This window comes from Pontibacter sp. CAU 1760, assembly GCF_054482735.1.
Genome location: NZ_JBTLRL010000001.1, coordinates 316,842 through 336,876, shown reverse-complemented (window position 1 = coordinate 336,876; position 20,035 = coordinate 316,842). Strand labels below are relative to the sequence as shown.

The window sequence follows — 20,035 nt, the reverse complement described above, 5'->3', positions numbered from 1 at the left end:
TTTCACGTAAGAATATAATGCTATGACAAAACCCAAAATCCTTATCTCGGAAGATGAGGTCATTATTGCGGAGGACATTGCGGCAAGCTTGGAAGAGATGGGATACGAAACTTGCGCAATTGATTCGGGTGAGGACACAATCGATATGATCCGGGAAACGCAGCCCGACTTGGTGCTGCTTGACATTAACCTCCGCGGAGACGCTGATGGCGTAGATATCGGTTCGCGCATTAAGGCGGAGTTTCATATCCCGTTTATCTACCTGACGGCTTACGCCGACCGCGCCACCGTGGACAGGGCTAAGAAAACAGAACCCGATGCCTTTCTTGTTAAACCTTTCGATGAGAAGAGTTTGCGTTCAGCCATTGAGATCGCTTTGTATAAACGCGACATCAACCATAAAGAATCTAACGGTTCCCCACACGCTGCGTCTAAAGACCAGGAGGTGGCTGCCGATTATATTTTTGTAAAGGTCAAGCACCGCATCATCAAAGTACACTACAACGAGATTCTATGGGTAGAAGCGTATGACAATTATTCCTTCATCGTCACAGCAGACCAAAAGTACCTGGTTTCCTCTACTTTAAAGGATATGGAGCAGAAGCTGCCTGCCCAGAACTTCGTGCGCGTGCACCGCTCTTACATCGCCAACCTCGACAAGATAGAGGCTTTGGAAGAAAACTCTGTTGTGTTTGCCAAAGGCGATATTCCAATCGGCAAGTCCTACAAAAAGACGTTAATGTCACGCTTCAATATCATATGACAAAACCCTTTACGCTGCTGTCTTAGCTAAACAGACTTACAAATTTAATGCTGCTGGCATTTCAACGCTGGCCATGAGCATCTTACCATAGATCAGGCCTATAAAGCAGAAAGCCAGCGCATTAGATGCGCTGGCTTTCTGCTTTATAGGCCTGATTCAGATTAGTATCTGTAGTACTCGGGCTTGTAAGGGCCTTCCACTTCCACACCAATGTAGCTGGCCTGGTCCGGACGAAGCTCATCCAGTTCAGCGCCGACTTTGCCAAGGTGCAGGCGGGCTACTTTCTCATCTAGGTGCTTCGGCAGGGTATATACCTTGTTCTCGTAGGCATCTGTGTTTGTCCACAGCTCCAGCTGTGCCAAAGTCTGGTTAGAGAAAGAGTTTGACATTACGAAAGACGGGTGGCCAGTAGCACAACCCAGGTTCACCAAACGACCTTCTGCCAGTACAATAATGTCTTTGCCCTCGATGTTGTACAAGTCTACCTGCGGTTTGATCACGTCTTTGGTATGGCCATAGTTTTTGTTCAGCCAGGCCATGTCAATCTCGTTGTCGAAGTGGCCGATATTACAAACAATCGCCTTATCCTTCAGGGCGCGGAACTCCTCCTCACGGATGATATCCTTGTTACCGGTGGCAGTTACCACGATGTCCGCTTCTTTTACCGCATCAGCCATACGCTTCACCGCGAAACCGTCCATCGCAGCCTGCAGGGCACAGATCGGATCGATCTCCGTCACGATCACACGGGCACCGGCACCGCGCAACGAAGCAGCAGAACCTTTTCCAACGTCACCGTAACCAGCCACCACAGCTACTTTACCGGCCATCATCACGTCCGTAGCACGACGGATCGCATCTACCAACGACTCCTTACAGCCGTACTTGTTATCAAACTTAGATTTCGTTACAGAGTCATTTACGTTGATGGCAGGCATGGTCAAGGTGCCGTTCTTCATACGCTCGTACAGGCGGTGAACCCCTGTAGTGGTTTCCTCTGACAGGCCTTTGATGCCCGCTGACAACTCAGGGTAGTTATCCAGCACCATGTTGGTCAGGTCACCACCATCGTCCAGGATCATGTTTAATGGCTTGCGGTCATCTCCGAAGAACAAGGTCTGCTCGATGCACCAGTCAAATTCCTCAGCTGTCATACCTTTCCAGGCATATACCGAGATGCCGGCAGCAGCAATGGCAGCGGCGGCATGGTCCTGCGTAGAGAAGATATTGCATGAAGACCAGGTCACCTCAGCGCCGAGTTCCACCAATGTCTCAATCAGCACGGCTGTTTGGATGGTCATGTGGAGGCAACCGGCGATGCGGGCCCCGGCCAACGGCTTGCTTGGGCCGAACTCCTCACGGATAGCCATTAAGCCTGGCATTTCTGCCTCGGCTAACCTTATTTCTTTGCGGCCCCAATCGGCCAAGGATATGTCCTTTACCTTGTACTTTAGCTCTGTATCGATCATAATATTATTTTTCTTCTTCTTAAAACTCAAAATTACGCAAATTGTTCCGCAACATCAATATTATACCCTACTGCGCACAATTACCATACCGTTAAATCCGGGTGCCTTGTTGCTTTTTTGTATGAATGCTAAAAGCGCAGCGGCTGGCAGCTAAAAACCGTACCTTTGCAGCAGACCATAGTATCACCCAAGCTTAGCCCGGTATGCGTTTATTTACAGTGCAGGAGAGAGAATTTATGCAGGCCCACCAGCACCAGGATGCCGCCACACTAATGCTACAGGCCCAGCGCTACCCGCATTTGCCGATGCAGGAACTGGTGCAGCAGATACAAGCCCGCCAAAAGGCAGCCCCAAAGCTGCCCACCTGGGCGCAACACCCTGATGCGATCTTCCCGGCAACTATATCAGTGGAGCAGAGTTCCTCGGAGGCCGCGGCCGCTTACAAAGCATCGTTGCTGAGCGGAGAACTGTTGATCGACTTAACAGGGGGCTTCGGGGTGGACAGCTTTTTCTTTGCGAAGAGTTTTACCAAGGTAATTCACTTGGAGCAGCATTCGGCGTTGCAGGAGATGGCGCAGCACAACTTCAGGTTACTGGATGCAAACAATATCCAGAGCCACCATAACTCGGCAGAGGAGTTTTTAAACGGCTTTACAGGTATGGCCGATGTGATTTACCTGGACCCGGCCCGCCGGGGCGGGAGCAACGAAAAGCTGCACTTGCTCCAGGACTGCGAGCCAGACATTCTGCACCTGCTCCCGCTGCTCTTTATTAAGGCCAGAACCGTCCTGCTAAAAGCCTCCCCGATGCTGGACATAGACATGGCGCTGGAGCAACTGGGGCATGTAGCGAAGGTATGGGTAGTAGCTGTGCAGAACGAGGTGAAGGAGGTGCTGTACCTGCTGCAGCCCGAAGCACCACAACCGGCACATGCCATTCGCACAGCAATTAACCTGATGCCTAACGGCCTGAGGCAGCAACTTGCGTTCACAAAGGCCGCTGAGGAAGAGGCCGAGGTTTCATATGCTGATCCGCTTCAGTATATCTATGAGCCCAACGCAGCCATCCTTAAGGCCGGGGCTTACCGCTACCTGGGGCAGCACCTGCAGTTGCACAAATTGCACCCAAACAGTCACCTTTATACCTCGGCCACACTGGTTCCAGACTTTCCGGGGCGCAGCTTTACGTGCCTGACCGTGAGCCGCTACAACAAGAAGGCGTTGCTACGCCAACTGCCCGGCAAGCAGGCCAACATCACGGTGCGCAACTTTCCTGACTCGGTGGCAGGCATCCGACAGAAGACCGGCATCAAAGAGGGCGGCCATACCTACCTCTTCTTCACAACCGACATGCACCAAAAGCCAGTCGTGCTCATCTGCCGGAAAGCTTAAGCTGAACACTGCCGCCCTTCCTCCGTACTATAAAGCAACAGGCAAGTGCCGCCATCTTGACGAATGGCACACCACAAAGCCTCGAATGTTACCTTAAACCTATAATACGAAAGCTATGAGCACCGATAAAAAAAACAAGCAAAGCCTGACTAACGAGAGCAAAGGCGATAAAAAAGACATTACCAATAGCCTGGAGCACAGTGTGACCGACTCAAAAATGCCAAAAGATAAGACCCCACAGGGCCGTACGGATAACGAGCAGGACGCTGAGAAAAAGAAGCGCAGCTAGTCCGCAATAGCCGATAAACATGTAAAGCCGCCACAACAGCATCTGTTGTGGCGGCTTTGTTTTTAGTAACTTAGGCGCCTTATCCGATCTACCTGTAAATCTCACAAAATGAAACTACATACCCTCTGGCTAGCCCTTCTCGTGCTGTCGCTCACCACAGCCCTGGCGCAAAAACCGTTTCAGGTGCAGATAAAGCTGTATGCCCCTACGCTTCCTGATACCACTGCTGTTTACATAACAGGCGGCCTTCCGCAGTTAGGAAACTGGGACCCTGCCAAAGCGCAGATGCAGCCCATAGGAAACCATACCTGGTCGAAGACGCTGCAGTTGGAGCAGCCACAGACATTTGAATATAAGTATACGCTGGGCTCCTGGGAGCGTGAGGCAACGGATGCCCATGCACAGGCACTACCTAACTTTAGCGTAAAAGTATCGGCTGATACGGCACTGACCGATGAGGTGCAGTATTGGCTGGAGAAAAAGCCGATGGCTGCAGAAACCGGAATTACCGGTACCACCAAAATCCATACTAATCTGCCCGGCAACGGCATCAGGCGCCGCGACCTGATTGTGTGGCTGCCACCTGCCTACCAAAGCAGCAGCAGGCGCTACCCGGTGCTGTACATGCACGACGGCCAGAACATCTTTGACCCAGCCACCAGCTCGTTTGGGAAAGACTGGCAGATAGACGAGACTGCCGACAGCTTGATAAAAGCCGGAGCCATGCAGCCCGCCATCATCGTGGGCATTTACAATACCCCTGACCGCTCCGACGAATACACTCCCGGCGAGAAAGGCGATGCCTATATGGATTTTGTGGTGAACACGGCCAAGCCATTTATTGACGAGGCTTACCGCACCAAGAAAGGCCGCAAGCATACTTTTACGGGCGGCTCGTCGGCAGGGGGTATTATTTCTTTTATGCTGGCCTGGGAGCACCCCAAGGTATTCTCAAAAGCCATCTGCATGTCGCCAGCCTTTCAGATACAGCACATCGATTATGTGAAGGAAGTGCAGCAGTACACGGGCAAAAAGAAAGACCTGTTTTTTTACATCGATAACGGTGGCATTGAGCTGGAGGAACGCCTGCAACCGGGTATTGATAATATGCTAGCTGCTCTAAAGGAAAAAGGCTATAAAGAAGGGAAAGACTTTATTTGGATCAAGGACGAACAGGCAAAGCATTTCGAAACTGCCTGGGCGAAACGTATGCCGGTTGCCCTGAAATATATACTGCCTGCCAAAAAGTAAGCAGCACGTGGGTAGGTTACTTTTTGCGGCTTACCCATTTGTTCCCTTTCACCCAAAAGCGCCAAGGCAGGCTGGCGTCTTCGCCGGCATAATCAATGCCGATGCGCGGGCCAGCGACAATTTCCTCCGGCGCAAAGTTTATACCCCTATCCTCTAGCCAAATGGTGTCCCCGGTCAGGTCTGCGCCATACAGCTCCCTATTGATGCCGAGGGCCATGCTCAACACACCCGGTCCGGCCGTGAGGTTGGGCTTTAGGGTAGTCATATTGCGGCGCAGTTGCATTTCAGCTATCCCCTCCTCCGGCACAATAGCCCGTACCAGCACCGCGTCTGCGCGGCCCTCCACATTGGTGATGATGTTGAACAGGTGATAGATGCCATACACCAGGTAAACGTAAGCCACGCCACCCTGGTGGTACATGATCTCGGTGCGTTTGGTGCGGCGGCTCAGGTGCGCATGGCAGGCCTTGTCGTTTTCGCCGGAGTAGGCCTCCGTTTCCACAATCATACCCCCTGTCAGGATGCCGTCCACGGCTGTGTAAACATGCTTCCCGATCAGCTCGCGGGCCAGTTCCACTACATTCGGGCGGGTATAGAAATCTTTTGAAAGCTTCAAGGTCGTTAGTCGTTGCTCGTTGTTTGTTATTCGCGTTCTGTCGTACGATGCGCAGGTCCTTGGGTTTGCAGCCGCTTCATCTCCACCCCCAATTCGGAATTCGTCACTCGTAATTCGTAATTAATTTATACCTTTGTTCCAGATTGGTGGCGCTTACTACTGCCGTGGTAAGTGCCTTAAAAGGGAAGCAGGTGTAAATCCTGCGCTGTTCCCGCAACTGTCATCTTCACTAAAAGGGTTAGTCCAAACCAACGGCCACTGTGCGGCACTCGCTGCATGGGAAGGCGGGCTAACTGAAGAGAGCCAGGAGACCTGCCAGTCCGACACTGAATTTGTCGTATGCTTTCGGGTAAAAAGCGGCACGGCCTCCGCTGTTCAAGCGCTTGTTGTACCTGCCTTTCTACCTGCTTGCATGCTTCGGGACTAAAGCAACCGGTACGTGGCATACATTTCATTTCGTGTAGTATTATTTTTGATGGCCTCCCTGTTGGGTATGGCAGCAACAGCTGTGGCACAGCAAGACTCCACAGCGCACCGGCTCAGCATGGTAGAGGTATTCGGGAAGCCTGCCGAGGTATACGCCGCTGGCAGCCGCATCAGCACCATCGACAGCAGTTACCTGAGCACCTATGCCTCGGGTTCGCTGGCAGATGCGTTGCAGGCGCGCACCCCCATCTATTTCAAAAGCTATGGCGTGAGCGGTTTGTCGTCTGTTGCCTTTCGCGGAACCAACGCCTCCCAGACCGCTGTGCTCTGGAACGGCCTGAACATCGCCCCGGCCACACTCGGCCAGACGGACTTTTCCACCTTGCCCATCAGCGGGATGGGCGAGGTGGATGTGCAGTATGGCTCGGCTGCGGCCACTTATGGCAGCGGAGCCATCGGCGGGGCTGTTTTGCTGCACGTTCCTAAGTATAGTAACCAAGGGTTTGGGTTGGATGTGCAGCAGGAAGCCGGCAGCTTTGGCAGGTACTTTGGCAGCGGACGCATCAGTTACGGCACCGCAAAACTGGTAATAGGCGCTAGCGCCTACCTGCGCCTCGCCGAAAACGACTTCACATTTCAGGATGTTTCGCGTTTCGATATGCCTCAGGTCAGGCAACAACATGCCGCGCAGATACAGCGGGGCTTTACCCAGGATCTCACGTATCACCTTTCCAGCAAAACACAGATCGCACTGCACAGCTGGTATACCTACGCCGACCGTGACCTGCAGCCTGCCATGGGCTCGGCATACAACAACGCTCAACAGCAGGACGAGAACCTGCGCCTGCTCACAGCCCTGCACCACAGCAGCCGCTGGGGCCAAACCGACGTGAAAGCAGCGTACTTCAAAGACTACCTACATTACACTGACAACTCTGTTAACTCGCTTGCCGATGTGCAGACCTATCAATTGCAGGCAGAGCAAACCTATACCCAAGGCAGCAACTGGAGCTTGCGCGGAGGGATAAACCTGCAGCACTTTGTCGCAGAAAACGATGGCTATGCCGGACAGCAGGCGGAAAACCGAGCGGCTGTTTTTGCGCTTTTCAGGTATAATCCTCTCGAGCCGTTAGCCCTGAGCCTGAACTTGCGCCAAGCTTTTGTGGAAGGGTATAACCCACAGCCCACCCCTGCGCTGGGCTTCGACTGGAAGTTTTTTCAGCACCAGCCGCACCAACTATCGTTGAAAGGCAGCGCATCGGGCAGTTACCGCGTGCCCACCCTAAACGACCGCTTCTGGATAGGATCTGGGAACCCTTCCCTAAAGCCGGAACAAGGCTGGAGCTTTGAAAGCGGGCTGCGCCATGTGTATACGATCGGCAACACGCTGCTGCTCGAAACCGAGGCTACCGCTTATCGCATGCTCATCGACGACTGGATACAGTGGGCGCCGGACCAAACCGGCCGGTGGCGCCCCGCCAACTTACAAAAGGTGCGCTCGCAGGGGCTAGAGTTCAGCAGCCAGGCTACGGTAAAGGTAGGAGAAGTAAAACTGAGCGGCAGCGCGGGCTATACCTATACCTCCTCGGAGCAGGTGGCGGTGTATGAGGGCAGCGGCGACAAAGGGAAGCAACTTATGTATGTACCTCGTCACAAAGCCATTTTCGCTAGTGTGGCAAACTACAGCGGCTGGGCCTTATCGGGCAACCTGAACTACACCGGCCTGCGCTACACCAGCAACTCCGAAACAACCAGTTTGGCTGATTTTATCCTACTGCAACTCGCGCTGAGCAAAAAACTGCAACTCCACCAAAACTCGCTCCTGCTAACATTCCGGGCTGATAACGTGACTAACAGCGTGTACCAAACCATGGCATTCCGCGCCATGCCCCTTCGCGGTTATACCATTAATCTGCGCTTTATCATACCTTAGAGAAATTTTACCTGACCAACTATAAACCTATATCAGATTTTAGACTTACCATGAAAAACAACACATTATTCCGTAGTCTGCTTGCGGCTGCTTTTTTTCTTAGCGGTGCCTTTGGCTTTACAAGCTGCGACGATGACAAAGAAATTGCTCCTAGCGTAACGCCGGCACGTGGCCCATACGACCAAAAAGGAGTCTTTATCTTAAACGAAGGCAACTTCGGCACACCAAACGGTTCTATCTCTTTTCTGAGCGACAGTGCCAACAAAGCAGTCGAGAACAATATCTCGCAAAAAGCCAACAACGACAGGCTCCTGGGCGATGTAGTGATGGACTTGGATTTTGTGGGAGACCGCGCTTACATCGTGGCGAACAACTCTAACAAACTGGAAGTGGTAAACGCCTACACTTTCAAGACGGAAGGCATTGTGGATTTGCAGCAGCCCCGTTATTTTGCTGTGGCCAGCCCAGACAAAGCTTACGTGTCAGAGTGGGTGCAATATGGGCAAACCGGCCAGGTATCAGTCATCAACCTGAATACGCTGCAGGTGGTAAAAACCATAGCGGTAGGCCCTCAGCCCGAAGAACTGTTGGTGGTTAACGGTAAACTGTACGTAACTATCAGCGGCGCTGATGTAGTGACGGTAATTAATGTGACCACGGATGCTATAGAGCAGCAGATTCAGGTGACAGACGGGCCGGCGGAGCTAGAGACGGACCAAAAGAACAAGCTATGGGTGCTGGCAAAAGGGAAAACAGTTTACAACCCGGATTGGACAGTGAACACCACCGCCTCTACGCCTGGCGCGCTGGTGGCTATCAATACGGCCAATAACATGGTGCTTAACACCATGACATTTGGTAGCAATGAGGTGTCTCCGGGCAACCTGGCCATTACTGCCGATGGCGGCAACCTATACTATAACTTCCAGGATGCCACCTATACCCAAAGCGCCAGCTCCACCAGCCTTGCCACGACTCCGCTCTTGGCACGCAGCTTCTATGGCCTGGGTATAGACCCGGATAATGGATACTTGTATGGCAGCGACACAAATAACTTCTCCGGCGACGGCAAAGTGTTGATCTATCAGCCAGACGGCACAAAAGTGAAGGAGATTACGGTAGGCATTGCCCCCAATGGCTTCGTGTTTAACTAGCAGGTAGCTCTACCTGAAACACAGCAGCGCCCGCTCCTTCGCATAGAAAGAGCGGGCGCTGCTGTGTTTCAGGTTAGGTCTATTGCTTTATATCGTCACGTTCGGTACCGGTGCCCTTGCCGTCATAAGCCCCGTCGCCAATCACCTTACCGGTATTGTCGTCATGGTTCTCGTGGTCAGCATGGTCGTAATACTTTTCCAGATCAGTCGTGTCGCTGCTCGCATTATACCCATTATCTCCGTCAATCATTTCGCCTTCGTCTTTAATTTCCCCACGCCCTACATTCACATCACCGGGCTCGGTGCCTTTGCTGCAAGCCCCTAAACTAAGCGAAGCGGTAGCCATCACGGATAAAGCGAGTATAGTCGATTTTATTTTTTTCATTTTCATAGCGTCTGTCCTTTCATTTATACATAGTGCTGGCTGCACCCAGGCAACCGGCAGTTACATTTACGTCCGCTGCTGGCCGAATGTTAAAAAAGCCAGCCACCTTGCCGCCTGTTCACGCGTAAGAAGGGGAAAACGTAACACCAACATGGAAGAGAAAAAAACACCATTGCAGGAGCATACCAAGGATGATTCTTCGGACGTGGAAAAAGTAAAGCAGGGAAACCAGGCACCGCCACCTCAGCCTCATGAAAAACCGCAGGCAACAGAAAAACCCCATACAAAAGAAGAGGAAGAAGCAGAAAAAGGGCATTCCTGATAGGCAATGTGCCAGCAGGCACCTTAACTTGCGCTGAAATGCCTTTACAATGAAAAGACAAACCCTACCCCCTACCCTGAAACGCAATTTGCTGCTGATCGGGCTGATCAGCCTGTTGCTCGGTTCGGCTTTGGAGATCTATACCTTCGGCTTTGCAGACGACTTTTTTAGCCGCTGGCTGCGCAGTTTCTTCGTTTTCTTTATGCTGATCGCCCTAACGGCATTAGCCATCGTGCCGGGGGTAAACTATGTGGTAAGCAAACTGACCCGCTAAACGGTTAGCAGGCTTACTGCGCTACAGTAAGTTTAGAGTGGACTACCACATCCAGGCTGGCTGCCACTGGATTGCTTTCTAATGTCGTACCTGTCAGCCGGAAGGTGATTTTATTTTTGTGCTGCAGCAGTTTCGCTAGCTTTTTACTGGCCAGGGCATCCTGCACAGCTACTGTGTTTACCTGGCCGCTTTCTTCCATTTTCCGCAAGTGCAGGTCGGTGATAGTGTTGAGTACTATGAAGTCGTTGCTGCCGTGCGGGGCAAACGAAATATCCCCTGAAATAACCGCATCATGCGATCCACTGAAGTTCCGCACTGTGTACGCCACACTTTTCACCGATATGTTTTTGATGTTGTCGCCATATTCGTCTAACAGGTCTGACGTTGCATGTACATCTTGCAGCACTACAAACTTCGGTTCGGGAGTAGCAGGCTTGTTGATGTGCAGCTCAAACGCATGTGGTACAGATACCTCTTCCTGAAAAAGCGAACACGCCGCTGCCATCACTAAGGCGACAACAGTAACCACTAACTTAAAATTGCTCCAGGTATACATGCATTTACCCTCAGGAATAGCTTATGTAGCAAGACGAACCCACTACTATTACATTACAATTATATATAAATTTGTAAATATAAAAAAGCAAACATGAATATTTTTACTATATTAAGTCTAGCTATTATTATAGATTCGTTTAAAAAGTGTGCTGTTTAGCTTAAAAGCCGGTGAACTCCCTACCCTCGCCAACTGTTGCAGAGACACGCGAGCCCGAAGGGGGACATTGCCCTTGATTGCCTGATTATAGGTACCTTTGTGCCTGAGGCGTTCGTTCGCTCTATCATTTTTTACTTCGACCTATCTTGGACAAGCCAACAATACTGCTCTTAACACCCCCGCTCACGCAGCTCAACACCCCATACCCCGCCACTGCTTACTTAAAAGGCTTTCTGACTGGCCGTGGCCACCAGGTGACGCAAGCCGACATGGGGATAGAACTCGTGTTACGCATGTTTAGCCGCCAAGGGCTGCAGCAAATCTTCAGCGCGATTGAGGCGGGGGGGTATGCGTTGTCGGATAACAGTTTGCGGATGCTGCGCCTTAAGCGCGAGTACCTGCAGACGATTGAGCCTGTGATCCGTTTCCTTCAGAACAAAGACAACACGCTGGCACAGCAGATCAGCTATAGCCGCTTTCTGCCCGAGGCCGCCCGTTTCGACCAGGTGGAGGATATCGACTGGGCGTTCGGCAGTATGGGCATTACCGACAGGGCCCGTTACCTGGCTACCTTGTATCTGGAGGATTTGGGAGATTTGATCAAAGAAACGATTTGCCCTTACTTTGCCTTTAGCCGCTACGCCGATAGCCTGGCCATGTCGGCCACGCACTTCGACCCGATGGAAGAGGCCTTGCAGGAAACCCCTAACCTGGTGGACCAATTGCTGCTGGAGCTGCTGGAAGAGCAAATCCAAACCGTGCAGCCTGCTATTATCGGCTTTTCCATACCTTTTCCGGGCAACCTGTACGGCGGCCTGCGCATGGCGCAATATATCAAGTCAAAATATCCGCACATCAAAACGACAATGGGTGGGGGCTACCCAAATACCGAACTCCGCAGCTTGCGCGAACCGCGCCTGTTTAAATACATCGATTTCGTGACGCTGGACGATGGCGAAGGACCGTGGCTGAAACTGCTCGATCACCTGCAAGGCCAGCGCGACGAGGAGCAACTGCAGCGCACATTTGTGTTACAAGATGGCGAGGTGCAGTACATCAATGGCAGCATCGACGCCGACATTCCGCACGCCGAAATTGGCACGCCAGACTACAGCGACCTGCCATTGCAGCAGTATCTCTCGGTAATTGACGTGATCAACCCGATGCACCGCCTTTGGAGCGACGGCCGCTGGAACAAACTGACCATTGCCCACGGCTGCTACTGGAAGCGCTGCTCTTTCTGCGACATCACCCTGGACTATATCAACCGCTACGAGGTAGCCCCTGCCACGCTGCTGGTCGACCGCATTGAGCAAATCATTGCTCAGACCGGGCAGACCGGCTTCCATTTTGTAGACGAGGCCGCACCGCCTGCCCCACTCCGCGACATGGCCATTGAGTTGATCCGGAGGGGTGTAAAGATTTCGTGGTGGGGCAATATCCGTTTTGAGAAAACCTTTACCCCGGATCTGTGCCGCTTGCTGGCCGCCTCAGGCTGTATAGCGGTTTCAGGTGGTTTGGAGGTGGCTTCTGACAGGCTGCTGGCTCTGATGGAGAAGGGCGTAAGCATAGACCAGGTAGCCCGTGTGACGGACGCGTTTACGCAAGCCGGAATTATGGTGCACGCCTACCTGATGTATGGTTTCCCGACACAAACTGCGCAGGAAACCATCGACTCGCTGGAGGTGGTGCGGCAGTTGTTCGTGAACAACGTGATTCAGTCAGGTTACTGGCACCGCTTCAGTATGACGGCGCATAGCCCGGTAGGCAAGAACCCGGAGAAGTATAGCGTCGTGAAAGTTGGTCCGGAGGAAGGGCCCTTTGCCAACAACGACCTTTGGCACGACGACCCCACCGGCACCGACCATGAGCTATTTGGGCAGGGCCTGGCCAAAGCCATATACAACTATATGCATGGCGTAGGCTTGGAGCAACCGCTCTCTTTCTGGTTCGACTTTAAGGTTCCACGTGTAAAAACGCGACCTGATCTGATTTACAAAGCTATCCAGCAACCCCAGAAGCCAGACGCCGAGCGACCAAATGCCAGGGTGCTATGGCTGGGCAACCAGCCGGAACTGGAATTCACGATGATTGCCAAGAAAGGCCAGACGATTGAGCGCTGTATGCTCACCTTCTATGAGAAAGGCGAGGATTTCCAGGTGAAAACGACCGCGAACATCGGCCAATGGGTATTTGACATGGTACAAAAAGCACATCCGAACAATATGGAACCGGTGCTGCTGAAACACCTGGAGGCCACCTTCCCAGCAGACGCACATTTGAGCTTTACAGAGTTCCTGGCGTCGCCAAGCTGGTTTGAGCTGCGCGAAAAAGGGCTTTTGCTGCTGTAGCCCCCTAACCTGAACAGACTCGCATTGCCTGCACTGGCGCGGATTTGCAATCCATGCCTTTCTATAAAATTGAGTCTGTGACTCGACTGAGCAGCTTATGACCCAAGCGCTGCTGTGGCAGGATGTCAAGGGTATATGTGATGCAAGGGCCTAGCTGTTTCAGATACAGAATGAAGAATACCAAGGTGTAAGACCACCCCCTGCCCCTCCTTAAAAAAGGAGGGGAGTTTCTTTTTTTGCCTACCGTACTCCTTTCACGTTCATCTTCAGGCCATACACGGCATCCATGGCAGTAATGAACAAGGTGTTGCGGTCTTTGCCGCCAAGCACTGCGTTAGCAGTCCAACCGGCATCAATCGGTATGTGTGCGATTTGCTCTCCTTTTTTGTTAAAGACCGTTACGCCTTTGCCCGTCAGATAAATATTGCCTTTGTTATCGATGGTCATTCCGTCAGAGCCCAGCTCGGCGAAAAGCTTTTTGTTGGCAAGGGAGCCATTTTTCCGGATATCATATACATAGGTTTTGTTGGCCCCAATATCTGCCACGTACAGTTGCTTGCCGTCTGGCGTACCGATTATGCCGTTGGGTTTTGTGAAAGAAGAGTCCGCGATAACTAGCTGCTTGCTGTTGGGCGCTAAATAATACAAATGTTCGCCGTCGGGTTGCATTTCCGGGTTACGGGTCCAGTAACCGCGCTTGTAGAGCGGGTCGGTGATGTACATGCCCCCGTTCGGGGCTATCCAAAGGTCGTTTGGCCCATTCAGCAGCTTTCCTTCAAAATCAGAAACAAGCACGGTGGGCTTGCCTGCTTTATCGAAGGCCCAGATGGCGTTGGTGCTATCGGCAGTAGTGATTAGGTTGCCTTGCTTGTCGAAGTACATGCCGTTGGACCGCCCGGTTTTAGCCAGGTATGTACTGATGGTGTTAGTGGCGGCGTCCCAGCGAAGGATCTTATCGTTGGGCTGATCGGTAAAGTAAACATTCCCTGCGGCATCCACGGCTGGCCCTTCGGTGAAGGTATACCCCTCGCCCAGCTTTTCGACCTGAGCTCCTTTGGCCACAATGCCCGCTTTGTCGGTGATTTGCGCTTTAACGATGCATGGGGCTGCAAATAGCAGGAGCGTTATGCTCCACCAGCCTAGTTTCTGATACTGTTTCATAGTTTTACAGGTATAAATTTTAACGCATGCTTTTGCAGGTAATCATACAAACCTTCCTGAATGAAGTACTCCCAGCCACCAATACAGCTTTCTCTTCTGAACTCAGGTATATCCTCTGGAAAATCTGCCGTGGTGACAGCCGTGAGCCTAAGCTGTGTCTGCAATCCTTTCTCAAACAGCTCAAACACCACATAGGAGTCGCCAGAGTAGCCTTCGTAGCGCCAGTTATACACCAGTTTATGCAACGGCTCTACCTCCGTTACCCGCCACTGGTGCGGGAAGCTTCGGCTCTCTGCCTGCACCTCAAACTCCGTTTCGAACCCTACTTCTGGCTTAAAGTCAGGTATGGCCTGGAAAAACCACTGCCGCATCTGCTCCGGCTCTGTAATTGCCTTCCATACCTGCTCTCTTGTGGCTTGATACGTTTGCGCTACTATAATAGGGGAATCCGTACTCTTCATAAAGTTATACATTGATTAGCATATTTCTATTTGAGATAGTGCTAAATAGTTAGTATAGGCTGTAAACGAGGTAAAGACGAGCATGGAGTCTAGGCCGTATTAGGAAAAGACTTTATTTACTGTCCCTATCTTTGATAAATTGTACCTTATCAGCAGGTAAGTTTGAGTATATTCCACTGACTTTTTTTGGAAGTGCAATCATATATTCAACAATTACATTTATAAGGACGAACAACTGTCCAACTGTTTCAGGTTTATCAGTATCAATTTGACCTGGATGCACTGCATCATTACCTATGACTCTTACAATGTCAAGTGATTGCTGCACCAAATCTGGAAGACCTTTTTTTACTAAATTTCTAATATCTGTATTTATATTTTTCCCAAGTTCCCCGAGTTCCTTACATAAAACTTGAATGGCAAGTCTTAGAAGAGCGGCTGCACCCCTAGGAGACTTCAAATGAATAGCAGATGCTTCCATATATAATTTCAAGACAGAATCGGGCATTTCTGGATTAGGAAAGGGTGCATTGCCATTACCTGGGTAGTACATTTTATCTTCTACCCAAACACTATTTTTCTCACAATGCTGGCAAGTTCCTATATGTAGTTGACTAAATGAACTGTGAGCCCGTTGACCTTCCCAAGTTGAGCTCCACCAGTCTTGCTTTGCTATCACTCCACAGTGTGGACAAGTGAAAGATTTGTTTAAGACTACAGGTTCTATATATTTCATTCTTTATTTAGATTACACTTAACCAATTGCTATCTGAAGTACCTACCCGCTGTTGTCTCATTACCTCAAGATAGTAATTTAATCTTATCATCTGAAAAGCAATAGCCTTCCAAAATACTCCTACCCCTCCCGCTGCATGTAGAGGTCGCGCTGCACGTCCTGGCCTAGTATAAAATCCAACTCGCCCACCTCCCGGAACCCGTATTTTTGGTAGAAGCGTTTGGCGCGGGCATTGTGCTCCCATACCGTAAGCCATACCACATCGCACTGCTGTTGCCTCGCCCCTTGCAAACTTATCTCCATAAACAAGTCGCCGAGGCCTTTGCCTGTCGAGGAACGGGTAATGTAGAGCCGGTCAATTTGGAGTGGCTTCTGCGCCTGTATCGCGTTTGGGGCGGGTTTGTAGTTTAGCTTGAGGTAGCCAACAGCCTCCCCTGCTGCTTCCGCAATAATAAATGCCGTGGACGCATCGGCTAGTTCGGCGGCTTGCAGTGCCGGGCTATACATGGTGGGCCGGAAAGCGGCCATGTCTTCGGGCCTGTTGTCAAAGCCAAAGGCTTCCTCGAAAGTGCGCCAACCCAGGTCTGCCAGTAGCGCAGCATCCTGCGTGGTGCCTGCCCGGAAAGTAAAGGTATCAGAAGTGGGGAAATTCATGTAGCCTGATTTGAGCATTTAAGATAGAGAGTTTTTGCTGATTTTCTCTCTTGGTTGCAAGGGTAGTGATACAATCAATGAACCGGGTCAAACCACCCCTACCCCTCCTTGTCCAAGGAGGGGAGTCTTCACAGATGTAAAAAAGATACTCATCTCATTACTCTGAAAAGATATACGCTTGAGAAGAAAGTGACCAACGCCAGATTCCGCAAACTCCCCTCCTTGGATTAGTGAGAACGCGAGTTCGAAACTAACGAGCGTAGCTCTGAGGGGTTGGGGGTGGTTTGACCCGGTAATGCAAATGCATTAGCGCGATAGTTGCCTTAATTCAAAAGCAACTTTTGAGCACAGCCAATACGCAAAACAGCGGCATCTGCCCATAAATGACAAATGCCGCTGCTGGTATAAATTATAATTGCTTATCGTGCGTCTTGTGCCGTGTTACGTGTGTCGTAGAACTACTCGCGCTTCGTCTTCAGCAGGTTCTTCAATTCTGCCAGTTCGTCGCGGTATTTGGCGGCTTGCAGGAAATCGAGGTCTTTGGCGGCGGCCTCCATTTGCTTCTCCGTTTTCTTGATTAGTTTCTCCAGTTCGTCGCGCTTCATCATCTGGATCACTGGCTCGGCAGCAAGGGATACTTCCTCAGCGCCCGCATACATCTTCACCTCTTTCTTCTTCGAGTCGGCCATGGTGGTCTGCTCAAATATCTCCTCTTTCGACTTGAGGACGGTACGTGGTGTGATGCCATGCTCGATGTTATACGCCTCCTGCGTGGCGCGGCGACGATTTGTCTCATCTATCGCGCGCGTCATAGAGCCCGTCATGCGGTCAGCGTACATAATTACCTTGCCTTTGTCGTTACGGGCGGCGCGGCCCATGGTCTGTATCAGGGATCGCTGGTCGCGCAGGAAGCCTTCTTTATCAGCATCCAGGATCGCGACCAAGCTTACCTCCGGCAAATCGAGGCCCTCGCGCAGCAGGTTCACGCCCACCAGCACATCGATAATACCTAGACGCAGTTCCCGCAGAATCTCTACCCGGTCCAGCGTCTTTACTTCCGAGTGCAGGTACTTAGCTTTGATGTTGAGGCGGTCGAGGTACTTGGTAAGTTCCTCGGCCATACGCTTGGTGAGGGTAGTGACCAGCACACGGGCACCTTCCTTCACGCGCTCATCAATCTCATCCAGCAGGTCATCCACCTGGTTCCCGCTTGGCCGCACTTCAATTACAGGATCCAGCAAACCCGTCGGACGTATAATCTGTTCTACAATCACACCCTCCGAACGTTGCATTTCATAATCGCCGGGCGTAGCGCTTACAAATACTACCTGGTGCATCAGGCTCTCAAACTCGTTGAAAGTCAGCGGGCGGTTGTCCATGGCGGCGGGCAAACGGAAGCCATACTCCACCAGGGCCACCTTGCGGGAGCGGTCGCCGCCCCACATGGCGCGCACCTGCGGCACAGTTACGTGGCTCTCGTCTATCACCATCATAAAGTCGTCCGGGAAGTAGTCGAGCAGGCAGAAAGGCCGTGCACCGGGCGCGCGGCGGTCGAAGTAACGGGAGTAGTTCTCGATGCCGGAGCAATAACCCAGCTCGCGGATCATCTCCAGGTCGAACTCAGTGCGCTCCTTAATGCGCTTAGCCTCGGCCGGACGGTCTTCTTTCAGGAAGTACTCATGCTGGGCCACCATGTCGAATTGGATCTCGTTAATGGCCTGGTGCAGCGTGTCCTTACCCGTCACGAAGAGGTTGGCAGGGTATAAAGTTATGGCTTGCTCATCAGAGAGTTTCTTGCCCGACTCCGGATCGATGCGGTGAATCTGCTCCAACTCATCGCCGAAGAAATACAGGCGATAGGCGAAGTCAGCATAGGCCGGGAAAATGTCCACGGTATCGCCCTTCACCCGGAATGTTCCACGTGTAAACTCTGCCTCTGTGCGGCTGTACAGGATCTGCACAAAATTATAAAGCAGGTTGTTACGGCTATACCGCTGGCCCGGAGCAAGGTTGAGCACGTTCTTGCCAAACTCCTCCGGGTTACCGATACCGTAGATACACGATACCGAAGCAACCACAATAATATCGCGGCGGCCCGAGAGCAGCGCAGACGTGGTATGCAAACGCAGCTTCTCAATCTCTTCGTTAATGGCCAGGTCCTTCTCGATGAACACATCCGAAGAGGCGATGTACGCCTCTGGCTGATAATAGTCGTAGTATGAGATAAAGTACTCAACCGCGTTGTTCGGGAAAAACTGTTTGAACTCGCCGTATAGCTGCGCGGCCAGCGTCTTGTTGTGGCACAGCACCAGCGTGGGTTTGCTCACGTTCTTGATCACGTTGGCCATGGTAAAGGTCTTACCCGTACCGGTGGCCCCCAGCAGCACCTGCGACGGCTCCCCGTTGCGGATCCCCTGTGTGAGTTGTTCTATCGCTTTAGGCTGGTCGCCGGTTGGTTGAAATTCTGATGTTAACTGAAAATCCATTGGATGATTTTTCGGACATGAATAGATAAACAATAACACATATGGCAGGCTGTAAGTTTATATTCTTGCCACTTTAATGGCACATACGCAGGTGCCTGCCAAACAAACGAAAACAGCGAAGCCTGCTTCTCAAGGCAGGCTTCGCTGTTTTATATCTTATACTGGCATCGCTTACTTGCCGCCTTCAGAGACATCCAGTTGCCAGAGGTCTTTGTAACGCTGCGAACCGTTGCGGCCCAGCCCTATATAACCCAAATCGCCAATGGAAAAGCCTATAGCGCCCTCGCGCCAGGCCCCGGCGAAAGCATCCAACTGCTGCCAGGTATCGCTTTGCGGGTTATACTGCCATACATCACGCACAGGTTGGGCAGTAGCAGGCGAGGTACCAATTGAGCCGCCAACCAGGTAAGCCTTGTTGTTCAGCACGAACGTGCTGGTATAGGCACGCGGTGCAGGGTAATCTGTTTTAGAGCGCTCCAGCTCGTTCAGGCTTTTCAGGTTGCGCCAGGTGCTGGTAGCAGGGTCATACTCCATAAAATCCGCCTCCTGGATGGTGCTGTTACGGCCACCACCTACATAGCCTTTGCCATTAACCGCAAATGCAAAGCCGTTCACGCGGCGGGCACCTGAAAAACCAGGCTTTTCAGTCCATGTTCCGGTAGCAGGGTCCAACTGCCAGAAATCTTTCAGGTAAGCGCCATCATAGCCCCCACCCAGGTAACCGCTGTTGCCCAGCATCATGCTGATGGCACCATAGCGGGCTGTGCCCGGAAAGTCTGGCAGTTGCTCCCAGGTGTTTGTGGCTGGGCTGAATACCCAGAAATCCTTCAGGTTCTGCGAGCCATTATAGCCAGTGCCCACATAGCCTTTCCCGTTTACGGCAAAGCCAACGGCACCTGTTCGGGCCTCGCCCGGAAAGTCCGGCAGCTTGGTCCAGATGTCCTGTGCGGCATCATACTGCCAAAAATCTCCCAGCATGTTCTCACCGTCAAATCCGGTGCCTACATAAGCTTTTCCATCAATGGTAAAGGCAACGGCTCCGGTGCGTGCTGTGCCGGCAAAATTAGCTTTAGCCGTCCAGTCGTTAAAGAAATCATCTTCGTTGTCGCTGTCGCATGACGTAAACACGCACAGGGTTAACAAGAAAAACAGGCTCGTTAACAAACGCATGTTCTTAGGTATAATTCTCATAGCCCAG

Annotated in this window: 19 protein-coding genes and 1 riboswitch; of the genes, 9 read left to right on the top strand and 10 right to left on the bottom strand. The window is 51.7% G+C overall.

Features of this window, described 5'->3' with window-relative positions:
• Nucleotides 1-22: 22 nt before the first annotated feature.
• Complete coding sequence (locus ACXYMU_RS01420) at nt 23-763, top strand: LytR/AlgR family response regulator transcription factor (protein ID WP_458984559.1); 741 nt, start codon at nt 23-25, stop codon at nt 761-763.
• A gap of 161 nt (nt 764-924) precedes the next feature.
• Here the strand turns inward: ACXYMU_RS01420 and ahcY are convergent, their stop codons facing one another.
• Nucleotides 925-2,232 (bottom strand): adenosylhomocysteinase, encoded by a 1,308-nt coding sequence (gene ahcY, locus ACXYMU_RS01415; protein WP_458984558.1) that lies wholly within the window; start codon nt 2,230-2,232, stop codon nt 925-927.
• 203 nt (nt 2,233-2,435) lie between these two features.
• Between ahcY and ACXYMU_RS01410 the strand changes: the two genes are divergently transcribed.
• The 3 genes from ACXYMU_RS01410 to ACXYMU_RS01400 all read left to right on the top strand — a co-directional run bounded on the left by ACXYMU_RS01410 (nt 2,436) and on the right by ACXYMU_RS01400 (nt 5,163).
• Complete coding sequence (locus ACXYMU_RS01410; RefSeq protein ID WP_458984557.1) at nt 2,436-3,623, top strand: THUMP-like domain-containing protein; 1,188 nt, start codon at nt 2,436-2,438, stop codon at nt 3,621-3,623.
• A 115-nt stretch (nt 3,624-3,738) separates the two neighbouring features.
• The gene (locus ACXYMU_RS01405) at nt 3,739-3,912 is read left to right on the top strand and encodes a hypothetical protein (protein WP_458984556.1); all 174 of its coding nucleotides are present in this window, start codon (nt 3,739-3,741) and stop codon (nt 3,910-3,912) included.
• Nucleotides 3,913-4,020: 108 nt separating this feature from the next.
• Nucleotides 4,021-5,163, top strand: coding sequence for an alpha/beta hydrolase-fold protein (locus ACXYMU_RS01400; RefSeq protein ID WP_458984555.1), 1,143 nt, complete (start codon nt 4,021-4,023; stop codon nt 5,161-5,163).
• A gap of 16 nt (nt 5,164-5,179) precedes the next feature.
• On the opposite strand, the gene ACXYMU_RS01395 is transcribed toward ACXYMU_RS01400, so the two are convergent.
• Nucleotides 5,180-5,779, bottom strand: coding sequence for a DNA-3-methyladenine glycosylase (locus ACXYMU_RS01395; protein WP_458984554.1), 600 nt, complete (start codon nt 5,777-5,779; stop codon nt 5,180-5,182).
• Between the two features lie 127 nt (nt 5,780-5,906).
• A riboswitch (cobalamin riboswitch) is annotated at nt 5,907-6,113 on the top strand.
• Nucleotides 6,114-6,218: 105 nt separating this feature from the next.
• Here ACXYMU_RS01395 and ACXYMU_RS01390 point away from each other — a divergent pair.
• Both ACXYMU_RS01390 and ACXYMU_RS01385 read left to right on the top strand, forming a co-directional pair.
• Nucleotides 6,219-8,138 (top strand): TonB-dependent receptor plug domain-containing protein, encoded by a 1,920-nt coding sequence (locus ACXYMU_RS01390; protein ID WP_458984553.1) that lies wholly within the window; start codon nt 6,219-6,221, stop codon nt 8,136-8,138.
• Nucleotides 8,139-8,188: 50 nt separating this feature from the next.
• Nucleotides 8,189-9,292, top strand: coding sequence for a YncE family protein (locus tag ACXYMU_RS01385; RefSeq protein WP_458984552.1), 1,104 nt, complete (start codon nt 8,189-8,191; stop codon nt 9,290-9,292).
• A gap of 79 nt (nt 9,293-9,371) precedes the next feature.
• Here the strand turns inward: ACXYMU_RS01385 and ACXYMU_RS01380 are convergent, their stop codons facing one another.
• Nucleotides 9,372-9,677, bottom strand: a complete 306-nt coding sequence (locus tag ACXYMU_RS01380; RefSeq protein WP_458984551.1) for a hypothetical protein — start codon at nt 9,675-9,677, stop codon at nt 9,372-9,374.
• A 151-nt stretch (nt 9,678-9,828) separates the two neighbouring features.
• Here ACXYMU_RS01380 and ACXYMU_RS01375 point away from each other — a divergent pair, with 151 nt between their 5' ends.
• Nucleotides 9,829-9,999, top strand: a complete 171-nt coding sequence (locus tag ACXYMU_RS01375; RefSeq protein WP_458984550.1) for a hypothetical protein — start codon at nt 9,829-9,831, stop codon at nt 9,997-9,999.
• A gap of 49 nt (nt 10,000-10,048) precedes the next feature.
• Nucleotides 10,049-10,273 carry a DUF2798 domain-containing protein gene (locus ACXYMU_RS01370; protein ID WP_458984549.1) on the top strand — a complete coding sequence of 75 codons (225 nt, stop codon included), beginning with the start codon at nt 10,049-10,051 and terminating at the stop codon, nt 10,271-10,273.
• Between the two features lie 13 nt (nt 10,274-10,286).
• On the opposite strand, the gene ACXYMU_RS01365 is transcribed toward ACXYMU_RS01370, so the two are convergent.
• Nucleotides 10,287-10,829, bottom strand: coding sequence for a hypothetical protein (locus ACXYMU_RS01365; RefSeq protein WP_458984548.1), 543 nt, complete (start codon nt 10,827-10,829; stop codon nt 10,287-10,289).
• 305 nt (nt 10,830-11,134) lie between these two features.
• Here ACXYMU_RS01365 and ACXYMU_RS01360 point away from each other — a divergent pair, with 305 nt between their 5' ends.
• A complete protein-coding gene (locus ACXYMU_RS01360; RefSeq protein WP_458984547.1) occupies nt 11,135-13,339 on the top strand; it encodes a B12-binding domain-containing radical SAM protein in 2,205 nt (734 codons plus the stop codon).
• A 240-nt stretch (nt 13,340-13,579) separates the two neighbouring features.
• Here ACXYMU_RS01360 and ACXYMU_RS01355 read toward each other — a convergent pair whose 3' ends face one another.
• From ACXYMU_RS01355 to ACXYMU_RS01330, 6 genes are all read right to left on the bottom strand, one after another.
• A complete protein-coding gene (locus ACXYMU_RS01355; protein ID WP_458984546.1) occupies nt 13,580-14,500 on the bottom strand; it encodes an SMP-30/gluconolactonase/LRE family protein in 921 nt (306 codons plus the stop codon).
• Entirely contained in the window at nt 14,497-14,961 is a 465-nt protein-coding gene (locus tag ACXYMU_RS01350) for an SRPBCC family protein (RefSeq protein ID WP_458984545.1), read from the bottom strand. The genes ACXYMU_RS01355 and ACXYMU_RS01350 overlap by 4 nt, the downstream gene beginning before the upstream one ends.
• Before the next feature lie 112 nt (nt 14,962-15,073).
• Nucleotides 15,074-15,697 carry a DUF4145 domain-containing protein gene (locus ACXYMU_RS01345; RefSeq protein WP_458984544.1) on the bottom strand — a complete coding sequence of 208 codons (624 nt, stop codon included), beginning with the start codon at nt 15,695-15,697 and terminating at the stop codon, nt 15,074-15,076.
• 120 nt (nt 15,698-15,817) lie between these two features.
• Nucleotides 15,818-16,351, bottom strand: a complete 534-nt coding sequence (locus tag ACXYMU_RS01340; protein WP_458984543.1) for a GNAT family N-acetyltransferase — start codon at nt 16,349-16,351, stop codon at nt 15,818-15,820.
• Between the two features lie 458 nt (nt 16,352-16,809).
• Entirely contained in the window at nt 16,810-18,837 is a 2,028-nt protein-coding gene (gene uvrB / locus ACXYMU_RS01335; RefSeq protein ID WP_458984542.1) for an excinuclease ABC subunit UvrB, read from the bottom strand.
• A gap of 171 nt (nt 18,838-19,008) precedes the next feature.
• A complete protein-coding gene (locus tag ACXYMU_RS01330) occupies nt 19,009-20,007 on the bottom strand; it encodes a Kelch repeat-containing protein (protein ID WP_458984541.1) in 999 nt (332 codons plus the stop codon).
• Between the last annotated feature and the right edge of the window lie 28 nt (nt 20,008-20,035).

What these genes read in the sequence shown, in the direction of transcription:
- ahcY (WP_458984558.1), bottom strand. Translation starts at nt 2,232, where the DNA reads ATGATCGATACAGAGCTAAAGTACAAGGTAAAGGACATATCCTTGGCC.
- ACXYMU_RS01420 (WP_458984559.1), top strand. Translation starts at nt 23, where the DNA reads ATGACAAAACCCAAAATCCTTATCTCGGAAGATGAGGTCATTATTGCG.
- ACXYMU_RS01405 (WP_458984556.1), top strand. Translation starts at nt 3,739, where the DNA reads ATGAGCACCGATAAAAAAAACAAGCAAAGCCTGACTAACGAGAGCAAA.
- ACXYMU_RS01355 (WP_458984546.1), bottom strand. Translation starts at nt 14,500, where the DNA reads ATGAAACAGTATCAGAAACTAGGCTGGTGGAGCATAACGCTCCTGCTA.
- ACXYMU_RS01340 (WP_458984543.1), bottom strand. Translation starts at nt 16,351, where the DNA reads ATGAATTTCCCCACTTCTGATACCTTTACTTTCCGGGCAGGCACCACG.
- ACXYMU_RS01410 (WP_458984557.1), top strand. Translation starts at nt 2,436, where the DNA reads ATGCGTTTATTTACAGTGCAGGAGAGAGAATTTATGCAGGCCCACCAG.
- ACXYMU_RS01375 (WP_458984550.1), top strand. Translation starts at nt 9,829, where the DNA reads ATGGAAGAGAAAAAAACACCATTGCAGGAGCATACCAAGGATGATTCT.
- ACXYMU_RS01370 (WP_458984549.1), top strand. Translation starts at nt 10,049, where the DNA reads ATGAAAAGACAAACCCTACCCCCTACCCTGAAACGCAATTTGCTGCTG.
- ACXYMU_RS01365 (WP_458984548.1), bottom strand. Translation starts at nt 10,829, where the DNA reads ATGTATACCTGGAGCAATTTTAAGTTAGTGGTTACTGTTGTCGCCTTA.
- ACXYMU_RS01350 (WP_458984545.1), bottom strand. Translation starts at nt 14,961, where the DNA reads ATGAAGAGTACGGATTCCCCTATTATAGTAGCGCAAACGTATCAAGCC.
- uvrB (WP_458984542.1), bottom strand. Translation starts at nt 18,837, where the DNA reads ATGGATTTTCAGTTAACATCAGAATTTCAACCAACCGGCGACCAGCCT.
- ACXYMU_RS01400 (WP_458984555.1), top strand. Translation starts at nt 4,021, where the DNA reads ATGAAACTACATACCCTCTGGCTAGCCCTTCTCGTGCTGTCGCTCACC.
- ACXYMU_RS01380 (WP_458984551.1), bottom strand. Translation starts at nt 9,677, where the DNA reads ATGAAAAAAATAAAATCGACTATACTCGCTTTATCCGTGATGGCTACC.
- ACXYMU_RS01345 (WP_458984544.1), bottom strand. Translation starts at nt 15,697, where the DNA reads ATGAAATATATAGAACCTGTAGTCTTAAACAAATCTTTCACTTGTCCA.
- ACXYMU_RS01330 (WP_458984541.1), bottom strand. Translation starts at nt 20,007, where the DNA reads ATGCGTTTGTTAACGAGCCTGTTTTTCTTGTTAACCCTGTGCGTGTTT.
- ACXYMU_RS01385 (WP_458984552.1), top strand. Translation starts at nt 8,189, where the DNA reads ATGAAAAACAACACATTATTCCGTAGTCTGCTTGCGGCTGCTTTTTTT.